At 45.5% G+C, this 17,297-nt stretch carries 14 protein-coding genes; 2 read left to right on the top strand and 12 right to left on the bottom strand.

The features are described 5' to 3' along the window. Positions 1-4: 4 nt before the first annotated feature. The 10 genes from DYADSP32_RS14355 to DYADSP32_RS14310 form a co-directional block, all read right to left on the bottom strand. Entirely contained in the window at positions 5-1,714 is a 1,710-nt protein-coding gene (locus DYADSP32_RS14355) for an AMP-binding protein (RefSeq protein ID WP_149242092.1), read from the bottom strand. Between the two features lie 150 nt (positions 1,715-1,864). Further along, positions 1,865-2,380, bottom strand: coding sequence for a GNAT family N-acetyltransferase (locus DYADSP32_RS14350; RefSeq protein ID WP_149242093.1), 516 nt, complete (start codon positions 2,378-2,380; stop codon positions 1,865-1,867). 95 nt (positions 2,381-2,475) lie between these two features. Beyond that, positions 2,476-3,870: a hypothetical protein gene (locus DYADSP32_RS14345; RefSeq protein ID WP_414617775.1), complete on the bottom strand. Its 1,395-nt coding sequence runs from the start codon at positions 3,868-3,870 to the stop codon at positions 2,476-2,478. 86 nt (positions 3,871-3,956) lie between these two features. Next, entirely contained in the window at positions 3,957-5,081 is a 1,125-nt protein-coding gene (locus DYADSP32_RS14340) for a hypothetical protein (RefSeq protein WP_414617774.1), read from the bottom strand. Positions 5,082-5,178: 97 nt separating this feature from the next. Continuing rightward, positions 5,179-5,769, bottom strand: a complete 591-nt coding sequence (locus DYADSP32_RS14335; RefSeq protein ID WP_149242094.1) for a hypothetical protein — start codon at positions 5,767-5,769, stop codon at positions 5,179-5,181. Between the two features lie 16 nt (positions 5,770-5,785). Then, on the bottom strand, positions 5,786-6,217 hold the full coding sequence (locus tag DYADSP32_RS14330; RefSeq protein WP_414617773.1) for a thermonuclease family protein: 432 nt from the start codon (positions 6,215-6,217) through the stop codon (positions 5,786-5,788). 347 nt (positions 6,218-6,564) lie between these two features. Beyond that, on the bottom strand, positions 6,565-6,963 hold the full coding sequence (locus DYADSP32_RS14325) for a hypothetical protein (RefSeq protein ID WP_149242096.1): 399 nt from the start codon (positions 6,961-6,963) through the stop codon (positions 6,565-6,567). 43 nt (positions 6,964-7,006) lie between these two features. Further along, positions 7,007-8,239, bottom strand: coding sequence for a sulfite oxidase (locus DYADSP32_RS14320; protein WP_149242097.1), 1,233 nt, complete (start codon positions 8,237-8,239; stop codon positions 7,007-7,009). Between the two features lie 224 nt (positions 8,240-8,463). Next, positions 8,464-9,264, bottom strand: a complete 801-nt coding sequence (locus DYADSP32_RS14315) for a ferritin-like domain-containing protein (RefSeq protein ID WP_149242098.1) — start codon at positions 9,262-9,264, stop codon at positions 8,464-8,466. A 27-nt stretch (positions 9,265-9,291) separates the two neighbouring features. After that, entirely contained in the window at positions 9,292-10,011 is a 720-nt protein-coding gene (locus DYADSP32_RS14310; RefSeq protein WP_149242099.1) for a ferritin-like domain-containing protein, read from the bottom strand. An 813-nt stretch (positions 10,012-10,824) separates the two neighbouring features. Between DYADSP32_RS14310 and DYADSP32_RS14305 the strand changes: the two genes are divergently transcribed. Next, positions 10,825-11,130 (top strand): hypothetical protein, encoded by a 306-nt coding sequence (locus DYADSP32_RS14305; protein WP_149242100.1) that lies wholly within the window; start codon positions 10,825-10,827, stop codon positions 11,128-11,130. 155 nt (positions 11,131-11,285) lie between these two features. Further along, entirely contained in the window at positions 11,286-12,629 is a 1,344-nt protein-coding gene (locus DYADSP32_RS14300) for a sigma-54-dependent transcriptional regulator (RefSeq protein WP_149242101.1), read from the top strand. Here DYADSP32_RS14300 and DYADSP32_RS14295 read toward each other — a convergent pair. Then, a complete protein-coding gene (locus tag DYADSP32_RS14295; protein WP_149242102.1) occupies positions 12,617-15,133 on the bottom strand; it encodes an ATP-binding protein in 2,517 nt (838 codons plus the stop codon). The two genes, DYADSP32_RS14300 and DYADSP32_RS14295, sit on opposite strands and share 13 nt — an antisense overlap. 207 nt (positions 15,134-15,340) lie before the next feature. Further along, positions 15,341-17,275, bottom strand: coding sequence for a c-type cytochrome (locus DYADSP32_RS14290; RefSeq protein ID WP_149242103.1), 1,935 nt, complete (start codon positions 17,273-17,275; stop codon positions 15,341-15,343). Positions 17,276-17,297 lie beyond the last annotated feature (22 nt).

The following is a 17,297-nucleotide window of genomic DNA, read 5'->3' as shown; positions in this document are numbered from 1 at the left end:
TGACCTACTTCTTAAGTTTTGCCATTTCTTCTTCTCTTAAAGCCTTTCTCAATATTTTCCCGACGTTGGTTTTGGGTAGCTCTGTTCGGAATTCTACCAGTTTGGGGCACTTGTATGCGGTAAGATTCTCTTTGCAGTAAGCCCTTATTTTGGCTTCCGTGAGTTCAGGATCCTTTTTTACCACATAAACCTTCACAAGTTCGCCTGATTTTTCATCAGGAATGCCAACGCAGGCAACTTCCAACACACCCGGGCATTGCGCAACGACCTCTTCGATCTCATTGGGGTAAACGTTGAATCCCGAAACAAGGATCATATCTTTTTTACGATCAACAATCTTAAAAAAGCCATCTGCCGATTCTATACCAATATCACCCGTTTTAAACCAGCGCCCGCTTTCATCTTCAAAGAACACCTTCGTGGTTTCATCAGGGCGATTGTAATACCCCAGCATGACCTGTGGCCCGGCGGCACATATTTCTCCGGCTTCTCCGACTGGTGCCCAGGTTTCGTCATCTCTCAGGATTCTCAATTGTGTACTCGGCCAGGGGACGCCAATTGTACCAATCCGGTTTTCGCCATTGATTATGTTCCCGGAGAGTACGGGTGACGTTTCGGACAGACCATAGCCTTCCATGACGGAGCATCCTGTTAGCTTCTCCCAGTTTTCGGCTACAATTTTCTGCAAGGCCATTCCTCCCGCAGAAGTGACTTTGAGGCTGCTAAAATCCACTTCTCCAATCCGGGGGTGATTAATCAATCCATTAAAAAGTGTATTCAACCCAGGGAAAATGTTGAATGCGTATTTTTTTAAATCATTGATAAAAGCATTCAGGTCACGTGGGTTGGTAATCAGTACATTCATTCCACCGCTCCTGAGTGCTGCCAGTGCATTTACAGTCAATGCATAAACATGGTATAGCGGTAGCGCGGTAATGAAGATCGGAACTGCGGTATCTTTTAGCATGGGTGCCAGCCATGCCGCATTCATTTCTACATTGGCAATAAGATTGCGATGTGTGAGCATGGCACCTTTGGAAACGCCCGTTGTTCCACCGGTATATTGAATGAACGCCATTTCAATACTCGACACATTTGGTCTTGAGTACGTTTTTTCCTTACCGATGGATAGGGCAGAATTAAAAGATACTTCGTTGGCTATATGATAACCAGGCACCATCTTCTTTACATATTTAACCACCGCATTCACAATCAGTTTTTTAGGGAAACCAAGCATGTCACCGAGCTGGGTTACGATCACGTGTTTGATATCTGTCTGAGCAACGATTTTTTCAAGATTAACAGCGAAATTGGCGAGTATGACAATGGCTTTTGCACCTGAATCTTTGAATTGATGCAGCATTTCCCTGGAGGTGTATAATGGATTGGTATTCACGATGACCAGACCCGCACGCAACGCACCAAACATGGCAATGGGATACTGCAGAACATTGGGCATTTGAATGGCAATACGATCACCCTTTTGCAACCCAAGACTCTGTAAGTAGGCCGCGAAATGCCGTGATAACTCGTCCAGTTTTGCGAAGCTGAGGTCTTTCCCCATATTCACATAGGCAGTTCTTTCCGGATAGGTATTCAAAGCATGTTCCAGTAGATCTATAATTGATGCGAATTCATCCGGATTAATTTCGTATGGAACATCCTTGGCATAATGCCGAAGCCATGGGAAAGTTTCTTTTGAGATGGATGTCATGATCTAAGGGTTAATTTTATCGAAATTGTGTTCAGGAATTTAAGGTAGATAATTAACTTAAATAAGTCAAAAATTTATTACTTCAATCCCATAATGGCACAGCCGGATTTACACAACGCTTACAAAATAGGGGTGCAACGCTAAACTGATTTATTGTTTTGTTCTGGTAATTTCCCAGCGCCATAGCGGGCCTTCCTCTGTATCCTGTACATCCTCAATGTGCTGGAAACCCACTTTTTGTAAAATGCTGCAAGAGGCATTTTCTTCCCGTACGGTATGCGCAATCACCTTGTGGACGGCTCTGTGCGTGAAGGCGTGATCCACAAGTCCCTGTGCAATTTCGGTCCCCAGGCCTTTTCCACGATGCGAATCCATGATCTCGTAACCTATTTCGACGTAACCATTGGAATCGGGTTCCCCTTTGTAGCCGCAGGATCCTATGAGCAGATTATCGCCGGTGTGAACGATCAGGTATACCCACCAGTCGCGGAGGGGAGGGTGTGCTTTCCAGCGGTGGTAGGAGGGCGTGAAGGTGTCGCGAAACTCGGTCCATTTTCTGGGCACGTTCACGCCCATCACTCGGCCTAACACGTTGTTGCCCATTCGAATGGCATCGAACAACGTATCGTCACAGGAAATTATTTGTAAGTTGGGCGTCAGAATCATTATTTTAATTCATGTGTCAAACGCCCAATTTACAAAATTTACTCAGAGTGTAGATTCGGGAAGTTTCGAAAACATGTGATGGCCGTCTCTCGCCACTAAGAATTGTTATCATCGAAACGATCCGTAATGGCCTTGCGTATAGCCTGATGCGGTCGCATGCCTGTATTTCGGGTTCGGGTTACTGCCCTGTCGGTTGTGGAGTTGGATTTCGCCCGTAGGGCAAGATTGGAAACGGTCAGATGGCTGTTTCTCCATGAATCATATTCTTCCTCGTTCATCACATCACGTGATACTTTCCCGCGGGCATAGCCATCACCGAAAGAGTGCACCCGGGTATCGGTCATGGCCTGTCGGCGCTCCTGCTCCAGGCTCGCAATTTCGTCCCGTAGGGTAGCTTCTTCTTTCTTTAGTTCATCAAAGGAAGGAAGTACCGAAAGGTCGTTTTCAAGAATATTCTTCTCCGCCAGCTGCTTGCTCAAAGTCATGTGCATGGCATCCAGCTGTTTCGAAATTCTTTTTTTACGGCGCCCTAGCCTCCATAATTTTGGATCGATCTGTAACCAGCGGTACCAGAAACCCTGTAAAACGGGGAGTGCCATTCCGAGGGATACGGCACCTGCAATAGCAAATAGTACGCCGCTCAGTACGAATGACAACAAAGCCCAGGGACTGTTAACCAAATCCAGATTCAGCTGGTCGGAATTACGCAAGGCTGCTTCAATCTTATTGGTCAGCTCGGGGCTGTTGATAGGGGCGCCGGTAAGCGGATCTACCGCGTTGAGCTGAAGTCCTTTGACTGATTTGTTAATCGCTTCTTTCAGTTTGTCGGTTCGGTAAGCTTCGTAGCGAAACCACCCCAGTACAACCAGGGTGACGATGGCGAAAACCGAAAGTATCAGCTTAAATTTGGCATAACGTGACCTCCCTTTTGGTGCAGATTCGTCATGGTAAGGGTCTTCTACAAGACGGTCGTAGGCTGGTTTTAACAGAACCGACAACATCGCAAGCCCGATGGCAAAAGCCCACGCTTCGTTGGGGTTCCGGATGTTGAGTGCATAAGCCACGATTTCGTGTGATATGATCAGGTCCCCGGCTATGAACGATATACCGGCAGCCAGAAATATCAGGCCTGCAATAAGGGAATAATCAGGAGCCTTCGCGGTTCGTTTCTCTTTTAGTTCATCTGTTTGAACATCTATTTGTTTAACATGATCTTCCAGCTCTCCAATGCGCTTCACGTTGGTATTCACGCCCATCGCCTGATCCTGAAGTTTGTCAAAAGAGACTTTGTGTTTCTGAACTGTTTCCCGGTGCTGGTTTTTTATAGAGGCTAGTGCTTCTTTCTTTTGATTGAGGCTATCGAGTATCCAGTCGTGCTTCACATTACTGGATACATAGGACTCGTAGGCTTCCCTTTCCAGCCCTTCCATTCCACTCACATACCCATGCTGGTAGTCGTTGTTTTGATTGGGGTTTTGCTCGTCCATCATTGTATATCTTTAATAAGTTAAATCAAATAATTAAATCGGTAACATTATCGTCATTTGCCGCGCGGCAGCGATATGCAGCAAGGTCATTACTTTCCCTCCTTAATGTAATTCAATTGTCGGCCGGTTAATTGGTTTTTCATCCTCCTGGCCAGGAAAAATTCACTCTCGAAAAGTTTTATCAGCATGTCCCTTCGTGCAAAAAGCCTGTCTCGTTCACTTTCAGAGGCATTCTGTTCCCGTAGTGTCTGCCATTTTTTAATACGTAATTCATCCACTTCTCCTTGTAAAAGCAAAATTTCAGTCTCCCAGTTTTCCGCGTTGTCGGTTGCCTCTTTACGTTCGTTGCGTGTGCCGATCCATATTTTCAGGTCGTTACGCAATACGGTGATGTTGCTTAGAAAAAGCTTGCCAGCGAAAAGGAAGAGAAATAAAACAAAAACAAAGAGTGCGGTGGCCTGAAGCCAGCTCTGATGTTGTACCACATGGGCGAAAACAAAAAGGGCAGCGGCAAATGGCATGCCAACTTCTTCGAGGAGCGACCGCCAGGATACTTTTGAATCCGTATCATGAAACAACGAAATGCGACCAAAAAGACTGAACATGCCCGCCAGAAATACGCCGAGTGCTATCCAGGAACTTTCAGCAAAAGCAGGCTTCAGTGACTCGCGGATCAGGTAAAAATTTCCTACACACATCGCGATCGATAAGGCGAGTCCGATCAGGGTTCTGGGTAATTGATGTTCCGAATCGGTTCTGGGTAGAGCAGTGCTGGACAGCCTTTCAGTCAGGGTTTCAATTCTGCTGGTTTTTTGACCAATGAATAGGTTTAGTTCCTGTATCCGCTCGTTCTGCTGTTCGATGGAGCCATGAAGTTCTGCTGTGAGATGGGAAAAATATTTGTAAATGATCTCGGTCTTTTCGGTTGATTCTGATTCGGAGAGTCCAAACAGGACACCTTCGTCGCGAAGGGTATCCTCATCTTCAAGCCAATAGGGAATAGAGACCTCCGATTTGGGAGCATTTTCGGGTAACATTTCCGATTGCCTTGCAACAGCTGACATGTTGGCTGTATCGCCTTTTGGACCGATCTGGTTTTCGCCGGATAAATTGGCTTGCTCATGCTGTTCCTGAGGCTCGTCATCGTAATAGTCTACATCTTCTGGCCGGGGGGTGCGGAACCAGTTTGCAATTTTTTCTCTTAAAGTGGCCATAGATTTTCATGGATTAGCCTGCGATTATCCAAGAAAACAGAGAAAATAACTACATTATTGTGATGGCCGGTGATTAAAAGGTGTAATGAACTGGTGATTAGACTGTTTCGAACATTTTTTGTAACGCAAGCCAGAGTTTCTTTTTGACTGTCTTGTCTGCATCGATGACCGTGAGCGGGTCGGCGAGCAGAAACCAGATTCCTTCCACAAGCTTGGGTGCGTAGGGAACCAGAAGCAGATCCAAATTTAGTTTAATGAGCGGGACGCCAAAAGTGATGAAATAGTGCGTCCGTTTTTCGGATAGCACCTTCCGGGCATCGGCTCCCTGTAAGAAACTATAATTCATTACATCGGTTTTTTCTAATGAATGTCCGACTGCTTTCAAAATATTGTTGAGCAAAACGGCCTCTGACTCTATCAGATTTTTACTCTTTGCGTCATCTGTTAAAATGAGAATTTTGTGATTCAATACCGGAAAAGTGATTGGAGGCGGCGGAGAAGCAGCAGGTGATGAAGGCGTAATTACTGTGGGTGGGGCACTGGCTGCAACAGAAGGTTTAGGAATGCTTTGAGACTGAGGAGCCTCAACGGGTGTCTCGCGCGCGGTGACGGCCTCTACCGGCGTGGAAAGGTGAAACAATGTTTCTCCCTGAAAAAATATTTGATAAAATGCTGGTGATGAACTCATTTTTGTTCCGTTGAAACTATAGTTTACCTAAGCTAAATGGACTCACAGACCAAATGCCTAGTTTTTGTTTTTTTGCCTTGTTTTCCAGATTGGCGTATTCCTGGCTGGAAGAGTATTTTTTGAAATGCACCGCATAGCCATTCCTGACCAATTCCTTGTTCAGCGTTTTGCCATCCGGTAATAAAACTTCTCCCAACAGCCGTCCATATCGGTCAAATTGCCCCGTATGTTTCACCCGTACCACCTGTCTGAACGATTTTTGAGACGTAAATTGCCGGGCAACTTTGTAGAACTGTGCGCCCCGTTCAGGACAATCTATGTGTAGCAGCCGAATCCGCAAGGGTTTGCCGGAGCGCCGTCCTGCCTTGTTTCCTGAAAATATAAATTTTAACTCTATCGTGTCACCATCCTGTATGCTGATTACTTCCGCTTTGATAATCGCAGGCAACCTGTCTAAGGTTGGGATACTTTTCTGCAAAGGCTGATCCCGAACTTGAGAATACGATAAAACAGGGCAACAGGTGAGAAAAAAAAAGTAAATAATTCTTAATCTGCGTAGGGTATGGTTGGGCAATTGTAAGCGCATTATCAGCATTTCTTTGAGGCATAAAGATAGAGATTACCTGGTCGCCATCGGATGTGAAGTAGTTATTTTAATTGTTGCATGCGATTCGCATGATAAAGCCGTGACTCAATTGCGAAAATGCTTTTTCTTAATCGTTCCTGAATAAATATTTGAATGAGTTTGAAACAGGAATGCAGTAAATGCTAAACCCGGATATTTGGATCCAACCATTATTGTTCGAGCTTATACCATTTAATATCTTTAAGGGGTGCTCTTCTGGCTGTCGGTTGTCCGGGGGGATAATATTTTTCAAGGTAATCCAATACCTGTTTCTCCGTCTCACCCAGATCCCATAAATTGTGTTTTTCCTGCATCCACCGAATTTTCTGCTTCCAGCCATCGCGCGTGAAGCGATTGGCAATAATCAGCTTGGAAGAGTGGCAGCTGGTGCACTGGGCTTTGATCATGTACAGGTTTTGGTCAACAACCAGGCCCGTTTCCGGATCCCTCTTGAGCGTGTCCAATGATTCGGCAGCCTCAGGAAGGTAACTGGCAACGTGATCCTTCGGGCCGGATAATGCTTGGTAATACAAACCCATCCCGATCAAACCGACTATTATAAATTTCATGAATTGATGTACTTTAAAGATGTCAGGCTTTTTTTGTTTTGTTTCAGCCCACTTTCACCGCAATGCGTTCGCATGCATTGTTGAGATAACCACCAGGATTCCATGCTGGTGACACCATCGGCTGTGCTATTCCGTTTTCGTCGGTTGCCCGTACCCAAACCTCGTAGTACCCATGACCCGGAAATTTGACCTTTGTATTCCAGTGTTGCCAGGCGAGCCTGTTGGCGGGTGCTTGTAAACTGCAAGGCTGCCAGGTGGCTCCAAAATCTATAGAGCTTTCCACTTTTTTAACAGCATAGTCGCCGGCCCATGCATGGCCCCGAAGTGCTAGTTCCGTTTTCTCTGCGATCATCGCTCCTGACTTAGGGAATGTGATGATCGACTTCACCGGCATGGATTCAATGATTATGAAATACTGATCCGTTTGCGGGACTTCTTGGCCGGGAGCTATCGGGCTTTTGGGTATCCGGTAGCTGTGGCCATCCATTTTAGCTCCATCATGGACTTTGTTGCGAACCGAAATGGTGCTGAGCCATTTGCCCGACACGGATGCTGGCCAGCCACCTACCACGAGTCTTAACGGGAAACCATGAAATTCCGGAATGTCCTTGCCGTTCAAAGCAAAGGCGATCAGCGTTTCGTCTTCCATTGCCTTGGCGATGGGGACGCCCCGGGAAATCGATTCTTTCTTCGGATCCCTGCTCAGGTGCAGATCTTTGCTGTGGTATCCTATATATACCGCATCATTTTTTACCCCTACGTCCTTAAGAATATCTTTAAGGCGCACACCGGTCCATTGGGCACAATGCACAGCACCCTGGCCCCACTGATTTCCTGAAGTGGAAGGAGCGTAACCAGATCTTCCATTCCCCCCGCATTCCAGCACGAGTTGATAAGTATGATGTTTGAACTTCTTTTTGAGTTCGGCAAGCGTGTAAGTTTTGGGAGCAATAACCGATTCTCCGTCTATGGTAAGTGTCCAGTTTTTTATATCCACTTTTTCAGGTACCAGCCCATTGTTGCGGATAAACATTTTCTCAACCGGCGTTACCTCGTCATCCAGAAGATGCAATGGAGATTCCACATTCCAGGGCTTATCTCCCTGAACGATCATTTCGGCACTCTTCCCTTTAAGAGCATCTTTTTCTCCCACGTCGGACAACGCTACCTGCACAGGAAGCTTGTCAGCATGAACCATCTCTGTTCCAATCACTGTGGCTATTGCAGCCAGGCCGGAATTTTTTAAAAAGCCGCGTCGGTTATATGGAGTATTCATTTACAGGGTCAGGATTATGAAGAAACAACGCTACAATTTAAGCAAACCTTGCCAGTCGGGATCCAAACTTTATGAAAAAGTTACTGCACACTATTCCTTATTGGCATTCAAAACAAAAAAGCTATCCGTTGTGTGGATAGCTTTTTTGCAAAGTATAGTGTGTATTTTGTGTGATAAAATTGAAGTCTCCGTGTGCGTTGAGCGTGAACAGAGTCCTAAATGGTTTAGGCTTTGATAAACGGTCCTGCGATCGCAAGTACTGCCGCCTTGGTCAATGGTTCATCAAAAGCTTCTGAAACAGCGGCGTCAGATTTTGAAGCCAAACCTTTGATATTCACACCACCTTGCGTCATATTGTCCTCACCATCATATATAGGCTGTACGGCTGCAACCAGCGCTTGCTTTCCGGTAATCCAGCCCTTGGTGGCAGGGGATGCGTTTACAGTGGCAAACAATCTCCTGGCTACGGCCGCATGACGAGCTTCTACGGAATGCACCTGTAATGCGTATTCCAGAATTTGTGGATCGGCGATCAGCGCACCGGCCTGTCCTTTGTACGCACGTACACCCGTATCCTCCAAAGCCGCTGAAACTGCCACAAAAGTCTTGTAATTGGTCAGAACGTCGGCAAAACCACCACCATAAGTAAGGTCAAAAGTAGGTTTTTTGATCGCGGCTGTGCCCAATGCTTTCACCAGGAACGCCACGTGAGCGGTTTCGTGCTTGCCAATTGTGGTAAAAATCACCTTGTCGGTCGCTGGAATGAGATTGGCTGCCGCGTTACCAGCCTTGTAAAATTCGTCTTCGAGGTATTCCAGTGTAAGAGCGTAATTCAATACATCCACAGCAGCGGCGGATTGCGCAAAGGCTTTGTTTACAACTGTTGCGAAGATGGACGGAATAGCAACAGATGCAACCTTACTACCCACACGGTTCATGAAATGACGGCGCGTGGCATATTGAAGTCGTCCTGCGGCATCACCGTCAATTTTTTGAAAATCGTCTAATATTTTGAAAATATCCATTATTTCTGATCAAGTTAAAGTTGAAAATTATTTACCAACACTGGCTCCTGTAATGGTATCCCTTACAAATCCTTTCACAGCATTGAGGATGTCTGCCGGAGCAGTTGCTTTGTCAAAACCATCGGCGTTGATGATGTCATCACCAGCGAAATCCATTGTTTTAGGATTGATCAGGTCACGTATTACAGCCGCATGTCTTGCTTCAACAGAAACGATTTTGCCGGCTAAGAGAAGGTATTCCGCATTTTTGATCAATTTCCCTGCACCATTGTATGCAGCCACTCCGGTGTCTTCAAAGAGTTTGGCAGCACCTAAAACAGACGTCCGGCTTGAAAAATCAATCGTAGAGAAGTTTGGTGTGAGGCCTTTGATTGCTTTGTCGCCCAGGGCAGCTTTGAAAAAATCGCGGTGAATAATTTCGTGATCACGAATGTCGGTGAGGATTGTCTTTTCAGTATCCGACATACCAGTGTAAGGCGTTGTGATCACCTGAGCGTAGAATGCTGCTTCCAACTGCTCCAGGGCATAGGCATAATTCAGAACGCCGATGTCGCCGGATCCCAGATCCACGGCATCGCCGGTTCCGGGAATTACAGCAGGATCATCATCCTTACATGCTCCCAGTACAATAGCACCCATGGAGGTGGCTAATCCGGCAGAGCGCAAGAAGTAACGCCTGTTGACAACCGATGTCACTTTTTCTTCCTGCTTATCGGAATCAGTGTGTGATTTCATTATCTTGTTCATAGCAAAAAAGGTTACAAATTCTTTTCGTCCGTCGAAAAGAGAACTGAACAACCTACGCATCGAAAAAAGCTTTAGATCACACCGGAGCTTAAGTTCCATCTAAAATTCAGGCGAAATGCACTTATTCGTTGCTATGATTTAAATATTAATTTTCGCAACTAACTGATTGTTAGCGTATAGTGAAATTGTGAGTGAAGTAGATATTTTTTGCTAATGTGTCACATCTGTTCTTGGGTGAAGAATGACCACCATTAAAAACTTTGAGAGGTCGGGTGGTTCAGGAAGTGTAGGTAATTTTCAGGGCTGATTAATACGGCTCGTTTTAAAAGAAAAAAAGAGTCCGTTCGGGCTCTTTTTTCTTTTCAAACGAAATGGTTTTGAAAGGGTCAGGTAACTATAATTTAACGTTGAGTAAAAAAATACGGATGGTGCACAGTGCAATTATTGATATTGTAGAACTAGCTCTACTTTATTTTCTATTAATGCTACAACAAAGATAAGTAATAAACTTTTTCAATCCGTCCTGTTTTAAAAAAAAATCTTCGTAGGACTAAATTATTTAATCCGAAAACAGGATTTTTCCTAAGTTCCTCTTACCGGTTGCTAAGTTAAAGAATGGGTAAAATGGCGCATTTGTCAGCAAGTTGTTGCGGATTTTGACACAATCAAATTATTAGATTTTTAGAGTGTTTTATTTAAATGCTTGATAATAAGAAAATTATATAATTACATTTTATGCTGGTATCATTATAGATACTTTTCGGTCAAGAACATTCACACATTAATCAATCGTTAACTTAAATTTTCAACATTATGAAAAATGTAATTGTTTCGGCACTGGCACTGGCTTTAATATCAATGGGTACAGTGCAGTCGAAAGGAATCGTTGAGTCCAATAGTGTAGTAGTAATTCTTCAAGAGAAAGTGCCTGTGAAGCCGGAGGACTTGCCTGAGGCCGTTAAAACTGCTCTGGCAGGTGATGCATACAAGGGCTGGGAAGTAACCGGGGCATCGTTGGTAACAAAAGAGGATAAGACGCAATATTTTGAAATTGCTGTGAAAAAAGGAGAGGAGACGGCCACTGTGAATCTGGACAAGGAAGGTAAAAAAGTTGAGTAGTTTTGGAATGGGTTGTTTAATTATAACAATTAATTAGTTTTTGAGCTAAAAGGCCGGGGAATTCTCCGGCTTTTTGGCTTTAGTTTTTATAATTTTATGGCGAACAATAACGTTTAATATTTTACGTTTCACATAATTTTTGATTTTTGCTCTTTATGGCTCATTTACTTCTTGTTGAAGACGATACTACTTTCTCCAAATTGTTAACTATTTATTTGGGACGCCATGGTCATGACGTGAAGGTATGCGCCACAATAAAGGATGCAAGTGCCGTGATACGCCAGAGTAATAATTTTGAAGTTCTGATGCTGGACTATCGTCTGCCTGACGGAAATTCTGTTGACCTTTTGAAAGAAATCAGAAATGAGGGGATTCGCACCCCTGCCTTGATCATGACGAGCTTTCATGACGTACGCACGGCGGTAAATGCCATGCAAAGTGGTGCGTTCGACTACATTACCAAGCCGGTGAATCATGAAGAGCTATTGATGGTGCTAGGCGAGGTGTTGAACAGAAAGGAAGAAGTAACGCCAAGCAATTCCAGGAAAGAGGAAAAGTTATCTGCCGAGTTCATTGAAGGAAATAGTGAAGTTTCCCGGCAACTTTACGAATATGTACGGCTTGTAGCACCAACGGATATGTCGGTCATTATTCAGGGAGAGAGTGGTACTGGAAAGGAGCATGTTGCAAAATCAATACATCGGCTGAGTAAAAGAAAGGCCGGCCCTTTTGTGGCGATAGATTGTGGGTCGTTGTCCAAAGATCTGGCAGCTAGTGAACTTTTTGGGCACAAGAAAGGAGCTTTTACCGGTGCATTGCAGGATAAAGTGGGTCAGTTCGAAGCTGCTGATGGCGGCACCGTCTTTTTGGATGAAATAGGTAATCTTAGTTATGAAGTGCAGGTAAAGTTGCTGAGGGCTTTACAGGAGCGCGTTATTGTACCAATTGGGAGCACACAGTCTGTCAAAGTCGATGTTAGGATCATAGCAGCGACCAATGAAGATTTGATGGTTAACGCTGCCAATGGAGATTTCAGAGACGATCTGTATCACCGGCTCAACGAGTTCAAGATTGAGGTGCCAGCGTTAAGGCGCAGGGGAGAGGATCTGGGGATTTTTATAGACCACTTTGTGCAGCGTGCCAACCTGGAGATTGGCCGCAATGTGACTCAGCTTTCAAAAGAAGTGCTTAGTATTTTTGCTCAATACGATTGGCCCGGTAACCTTCGCGAATTGAATAATGTGATTAAGCGCCTTGTTCTATTGTCCAAAGGACAGGTTGCTAACATCGACGCACTCCCTGCCGAGATGATTACCGAAATACATGAAGCACCCAAAGCGGTAGGATCTGACCTGAAAGCTTTGCAGGAAAATAGTGAAAAAGAGATGATTGAAAAGGTGCTTCAGGAGGTCCGATACAATAAAAGCAAGGCGGCAAAGTTGTTGAATATTGACAGGAAGACACTTTACTATAAAATCGAAAAATATCATATCGAGTAAGTAAGCATCTTTTCTTCCACCTGATCAATGACGGTGACGGTGTCGAAAAGCAGGTCGTGGAGCGCTTGGTGAGACATGGTTTCATCATCCCTAAGGGTGATCTCCGCCTTTCGGAGCTTTTCAGATAAACTTCTTATTCCCATTTGCCCGGTTCTGCCGGCAAGTTTGTGCATGATCTCAGCGAGTTCGTGGTAATTGAGGGAATCGATATTTTTCTGTAAAACATCCACGTCCGATCTCATGTCTTTCACAAATTGCTCCAGGATCTCACGAAGCAGCGATTCATCTCCGAAAGTCATTTCTCCTAACGCAACGAAATCCATCTCGTTTTCCTGCTGAAGGGGCTCAACATTGTTTTCATGCAATAATTTAAGTAATTCCTGCGCATGGAATGGCTTCATGAGGATCCCGTCAAAGCCTTGTTTCATCAGCATGGCTCTTTCTTCGGGAAGTGCCTGAGCGGTAAGTACATAAAACTTCACCGGCCCCGAAGCGGTTTTTCTGAGCCGGCTGCAGAGTTCCGCCCCATTCATCCCGGGCATGCGCATGTCGGTGAGTACTACAGTTACTTCTTTTTCCCACGGATGTTGAAGGGCCTCTTCGGCAGATGAAAAAGTGCGGTGATTAATATCCTGCGCCTGGAGTACCGAGGAGCACCATTTGAGAATGAATGCATCGTCATCCACCAGCCACACCTTACCTTTAAATGACACCGTACTGTGGTCCGGGTCTTGTATGATTTGCGGTGGTTTGTCGGCCTTTGGTAGCAAGGAATGGACAATGAAAGTAGTACCTGCACCGGGTTTGCTGACAACTTTAATGGTGCCGGACATACGCTCCACAAGAGATTTTACAATACTCAGCCCCAGCCCCGACCCGCCATACTTCCTCGCGATGGACGGATCCGCCTGTTCAAACTGATTAAAAACCCGGTTAATCTGCTCCTCCGATAGTCCGATTCCTGTATCGGCAATTTGGAATTCCAGTTTGAACCCTTTTTTTGTTTCTACTCCGCTGGCTCTTAGTGTAACCTCTCCCTTTTCGGTAAACTTTATCGCATTGGTGAGTAAATTGTAGAGGACCTGCCGAATCCTGAAAGGGTCACCTTTTAAGTACAGGTCAGCGGGCAAAGTGTCTTCAAGGGTAAGATCCAGTGATTTGGCTATGGTGGTGGGTCTTAGCATCTGAATGACCTCTCTGAGTAATGGCGAAATAGCGAAAGTGCGGTCCTCGAATGTGAACTGATTGGAAATAATTCTGTTGTAGTCCAATACATCGTTGACTAGATAAAGTAAGTGTTCGGATGCAGCATGCAGTGTTTCCAGGTCCTGCTGTTTCGGTCTTTCTGCATTTTTGAGTGCTTCGGTGTAGCCGATGATGGATTGCAGGGGCGTTCTTATTTCGTGGCTCATGTTGGATAAAAACCTTTGCTTTGCCATGCTGTGATATTCGGCCTCTTCTTTGGCTTCCTCCAGCTGGCTCTTGTACTGATTGCTTTTTGCGATATCAGCGAAGATCAGATAAGCGAGCAGGGCCGTTAGAAAAAAGAAGCCCATCATCACATATTCCAGCCGACTTATACTTTTCGACACCATTTTTTGTGCCTGTGTACCTTCGCTATTCGACTGCTTCACGAGGTCACGTTCTACCTCCTGCATCACCCTCAGTAGTTGTTTTACGAGTGTGTTTCCCGTTGTTGCCAGTTCTTGTTCACGATTTACAAAGTGATCGGTTCTGATCTTTTGCGAGGTCTCGATGGCCTTCACCGCTTCTCCTACTTTTTCGATGGTGTGATTTTCCTGAGCAACCGTCAGTGTATCCACCTGTACGTTGACCTGCTGTTCCTGAATAATCTTAGCCGGAGGCGGGGGCAATGGTTGCTTATTCTTTTTTGACCCGAACATTCTAGTCCAAAGGCCCTTTTTTACTTCCTGTTGTTGAACCTGCGGTGCCTGAGTTTCGGTGTAAAGCGTTGTTGTGGTTGTTCGTTTTTCGGTTTTGACTACGGTGCTGTCCGGTTTTGATTTGTTTGTAGTAATTAGTCCGGATATTGTTTTTACTTCCTCGGAAAGTGCCTGGTTACTCACCAGTCTGGAGCGTACCTTTACGTAGCTCGAATAGGTGTTTTCTCTTTCTTTCAGAATTCTTTTCATAGAATCCAGGCGAATAACCTGCAAGCGGCTGTCGATGCAAAGTAGCATCAGGGTGTCCAGATAACTGATAAGCTGCGTCGATCGTGCTAAAAATTGTTTTGCCGATGTGTCCCCCTTTACCACTCTCTCATTCTGAAGCTGATCGAGCTGGAGTATGTTTTTGAAAACTTTATTCACCAGCTGTAATTTCTCACTCGGTTCAGAAACGGCTTCCAGGGTGTGAAGCATATCTTTGAAAGCAGCTTTGCTAATTACCCAGGAAGCTGCCAGCGCAAGCGAAGTCACAAAAAAGCCCAGTAAAACTTTTCCCTTAACCGATTTTAAGAAAGATGGGTCCCGTAAAGATTGCATACACCGAATGCTGTTGATTTTGGTTGTATAACGTAAGTTAAGGAAGAAATGGTTTAATGCAACAAACATACGCTCCTTGCACGAGTCGATACATTGTTTTGAAAAAGGGAAAAATGAAGCCGGATCAGAGACCCGTTTCCCCGATATCGAAAGAGGGCTGATCCGTTCATTCGGATCAGCCCTCTTAATAAAATGATCAGCAGGAAATTACTTTCCCAATGAATTGATATAAGCAGCAATTTTCATTGCATCGGCCTTTGGAACCTGAGGCATAGGCGCCATCGGTGTTGCGTAATCCGGCCAGTTTTCGGGCTTGGGATTATAGATCAGATCCACGATCTGCTCGTTGGTATACTTGCGCTTAGCTACATCCAGGTAGGAAGGTCCTACCACTTTTTTGTCTGCTGCATGGCAGGCCAGGCAGGTATTTCTGGTCAGGATCGGTTTGATCTGCTCCCAGGTTGGCGCTTTTGCAGCAGCAGCTGCCACGGCTTTACCTTTTCCATCCGGAGAAACATGTTCCTTCACGGGTTCAACTGCTGCGGCACTTGCCTTTCCTGAGCGTGTCGTTTTAAGCTCAGTAGTCTTTAGTTTTTCGCCGTCGGGAATATTATTCAAAGTGTAATATGCATCGGGATGCACAAGTGACCAGGAATTGTTGGCATCACGCACACCTTCCAGCTGTACTTTATGTACATAGTACTGGCGTAAGCCATCCACCACCAAACGTACTTTTTTGCCATCCTCAGACACTTTAACGCCTTTGATTGTTAGTTCCTGATTGTTTACCGGCGGACTTCCATAAACAGGGAAATGCTTGTAGATGTAGCTACTCACCTTGTAGGAATCCAGATCTTCCGCAGACTTGCGGTTCACCGGCATGGTGAACTCAATTTCAAAACCATCCGGCATGGCTTTCACCGTATACATTTCGAAAGGCATTTTCCCGTTCCATACCAGACGCTGCAAACCCTGATTGGCATCACCCGCTGATCCCCATCCGCGGTTTGTTTCTCCCACAAACATGGAGCCGTCTTTGTCGAAAGCCATCCGCAAAACCCCGGATTGGAATCCGCTGCGGAACCCGATCGACGCACCCTGGTATTCCCCTTTTACCTTCTCCAAAACCACACGCATGATATTGCTTTGACCCTGGTCACCTACGAATACCTGGCCGGTAAAGGGCCCGAAATCGCCGTTTGTATTGTCTTTAATCAGCTCGGAAGTGGACACGCCGTGGACGCCATAAGGCAGCCACACAGCAGGGAGCTGCACCATGTCGTATTTCTGTTTTAGTTCGTATAAGAATTGCGGAGTTTCATTCACCACATTTTCTGGCTTGATCGCCCGGTCGTTTGCATCACGCTTCTGACGGTTGTCGCGTTCCGCAAAGAATTGTTTTTCGGTAAGTTTAACAGGAGAGTTAGGTAGTCCGGCCCATTTCAGCCCTGCAGGGTGACCCATGAAGCTGCCTTTTTTGACCTGGAAAATACCACCTGTACCCATCCAGTCGCCCTGGTTATCGGTATAGAAAAGTTCTCCGTCAAGCATACTGATTCCGGCAGGTGAGCGTACGCCGGTTGCATAAGGCTCGTACTTTCCGTCATTGGTAATGCGAAAAATCCATCCACGACCGGGCACACGGCTCTCTCCTCTCCACCATTCCTCGTCTCCAAAAGCAACGTTTCCACTCACAAAGAAACTGCCATCAGGAGCCAGTTTGGGGCCAAACGAATATTCGTGGTAGTGACCAGACACGGGCCATGAATATACCGTTTCATAAATCTCAGCCTTGCCGTCACCATTTTTGTCGACTAGTTTGGTGAGTTCACCCCTTTGGGCGCAATACAGTGCACCATCTTTGTAAGCGAGGCCCAGGATTTCATGGAGACCCGATGCGAACTTCCTGAAGAATGGAGTCCGGCTTGTAGGGTTGTCTACGATCCATACCTCTCCACGGCGTGTGGAAATGGCCAGCGAGCCATTGGGCAGTGTGGTCAATCCGCCTACTTCGAGAATAATTCCCTCCGGGATAGGTGGTGTAATGATTTTGTAGAAATCCTCCTCCTTTGGCGACTCCTGCGCCATCAGCATGGGTAGAGCGGCCAAAATGACCATTAATACTTGTGCAATTTTTTTCATGTTTCTTCTGTATATTAAAAGA

Origin of the sequence: Dyadobacter sp. 32 (assembly GCF_902506755.1) — a bacterium.
Classification (GTDB): Bacteria; Bacteroidota; Bacteroidia; order Cytophagales; family Spirosomataceae; genus Dyadobacter.
This window is presented reverse-complemented; position numbering and strand designations above follow the sequence as displayed.

What these genes read in the sequence shown, in the direction of transcription:
- DYADSP32_RS14355 (WP_149242092.1), bottom strand. Translation starts at nt 1,714, where the DNA reads ATGACATCCATCTCAAAAGAAACTTTCCCATGGCTTCGGCATTATGCC.
- DYADSP32_RS14350 (WP_149242093.1), bottom strand. Translation starts at nt 2,380, where the DNA reads ATGATTCTGACGCCCAACTTACAAATAATTTCCTGTGACGATACGTTG.
- DYADSP32_RS14345 (WP_414617775.1), bottom strand. Translation starts at nt 3,870, where the DNA reads ATGATGGACGAGCAAAACCCCAATCAAAACAACGACTACCAGCATGGG.
- DYADSP32_RS14340 (WP_414617774.1), bottom strand. Translation starts at nt 5,081, where the DNA reads ATGGCCACTTTAAGAGAAAAAATTGCAAACTGGTTCCGCACCCCCCGG.
- DYADSP32_RS14335 (WP_149242094.1), bottom strand. Translation starts at nt 5,769, where the DNA reads ATGAGTTCATCACCAGCATTTTATCAAATATTTTTTCAGGGAGAAACA.
- DYADSP32_RS14325 (WP_149242096.1), bottom strand. Translation starts at nt 6,963, where the DNA reads ATGAAATTTATAATAGTCGGTTTGATCGGGATGGGTTTGTATTACCAA.
- DYADSP32_RS14320 (WP_149242097.1), bottom strand. Translation starts at nt 8,239, where the DNA reads ATGAATACTCCATATAACCGACGCGGCTTTTTAAAAAATTCCGGCCTG.
- DYADSP32_RS14315 (WP_149242098.1), bottom strand. Translation starts at nt 9,264, where the DNA reads ATGGATATTTTCAAAATATTAGACGATTTTCAAAAAATTGACGGTGAT.
- DYADSP32_RS14310 (WP_149242099.1), bottom strand. Translation starts at nt 10,011, where the DNA reads ATGAACAAGATAATGAAATCACACACTGATTCCGATAAGCAGGAAGAA.
- DYADSP32_RS14305 (WP_149242100.1), top strand. Translation starts at nt 10,825, where the DNA reads ATGAAAAATGTAATTGTTTCGGCACTGGCACTGGCTTTAATATCAATG.
- DYADSP32_RS14300 (WP_149242101.1), top strand. Translation starts at nt 11,286, where the DNA reads ATGGCTCATTTACTTCTTGTTGAAGACGATACTACTTTCTCCAAATTG.
- DYADSP32_RS14295 (WP_149242102.1), bottom strand. Translation starts at nt 15,133, where the DNA reads ATGCAATCTTTACGGGACCCATCTTTCTTAAAATCGGTTAAGGGAAAA.
- DYADSP32_RS14290 (WP_149242103.1), bottom strand. Translation starts at nt 17,275, where the DNA reads ATGAAAAAAATTGCACAAGTATTAATGGTCATTTTGGCCGCTCTACCC.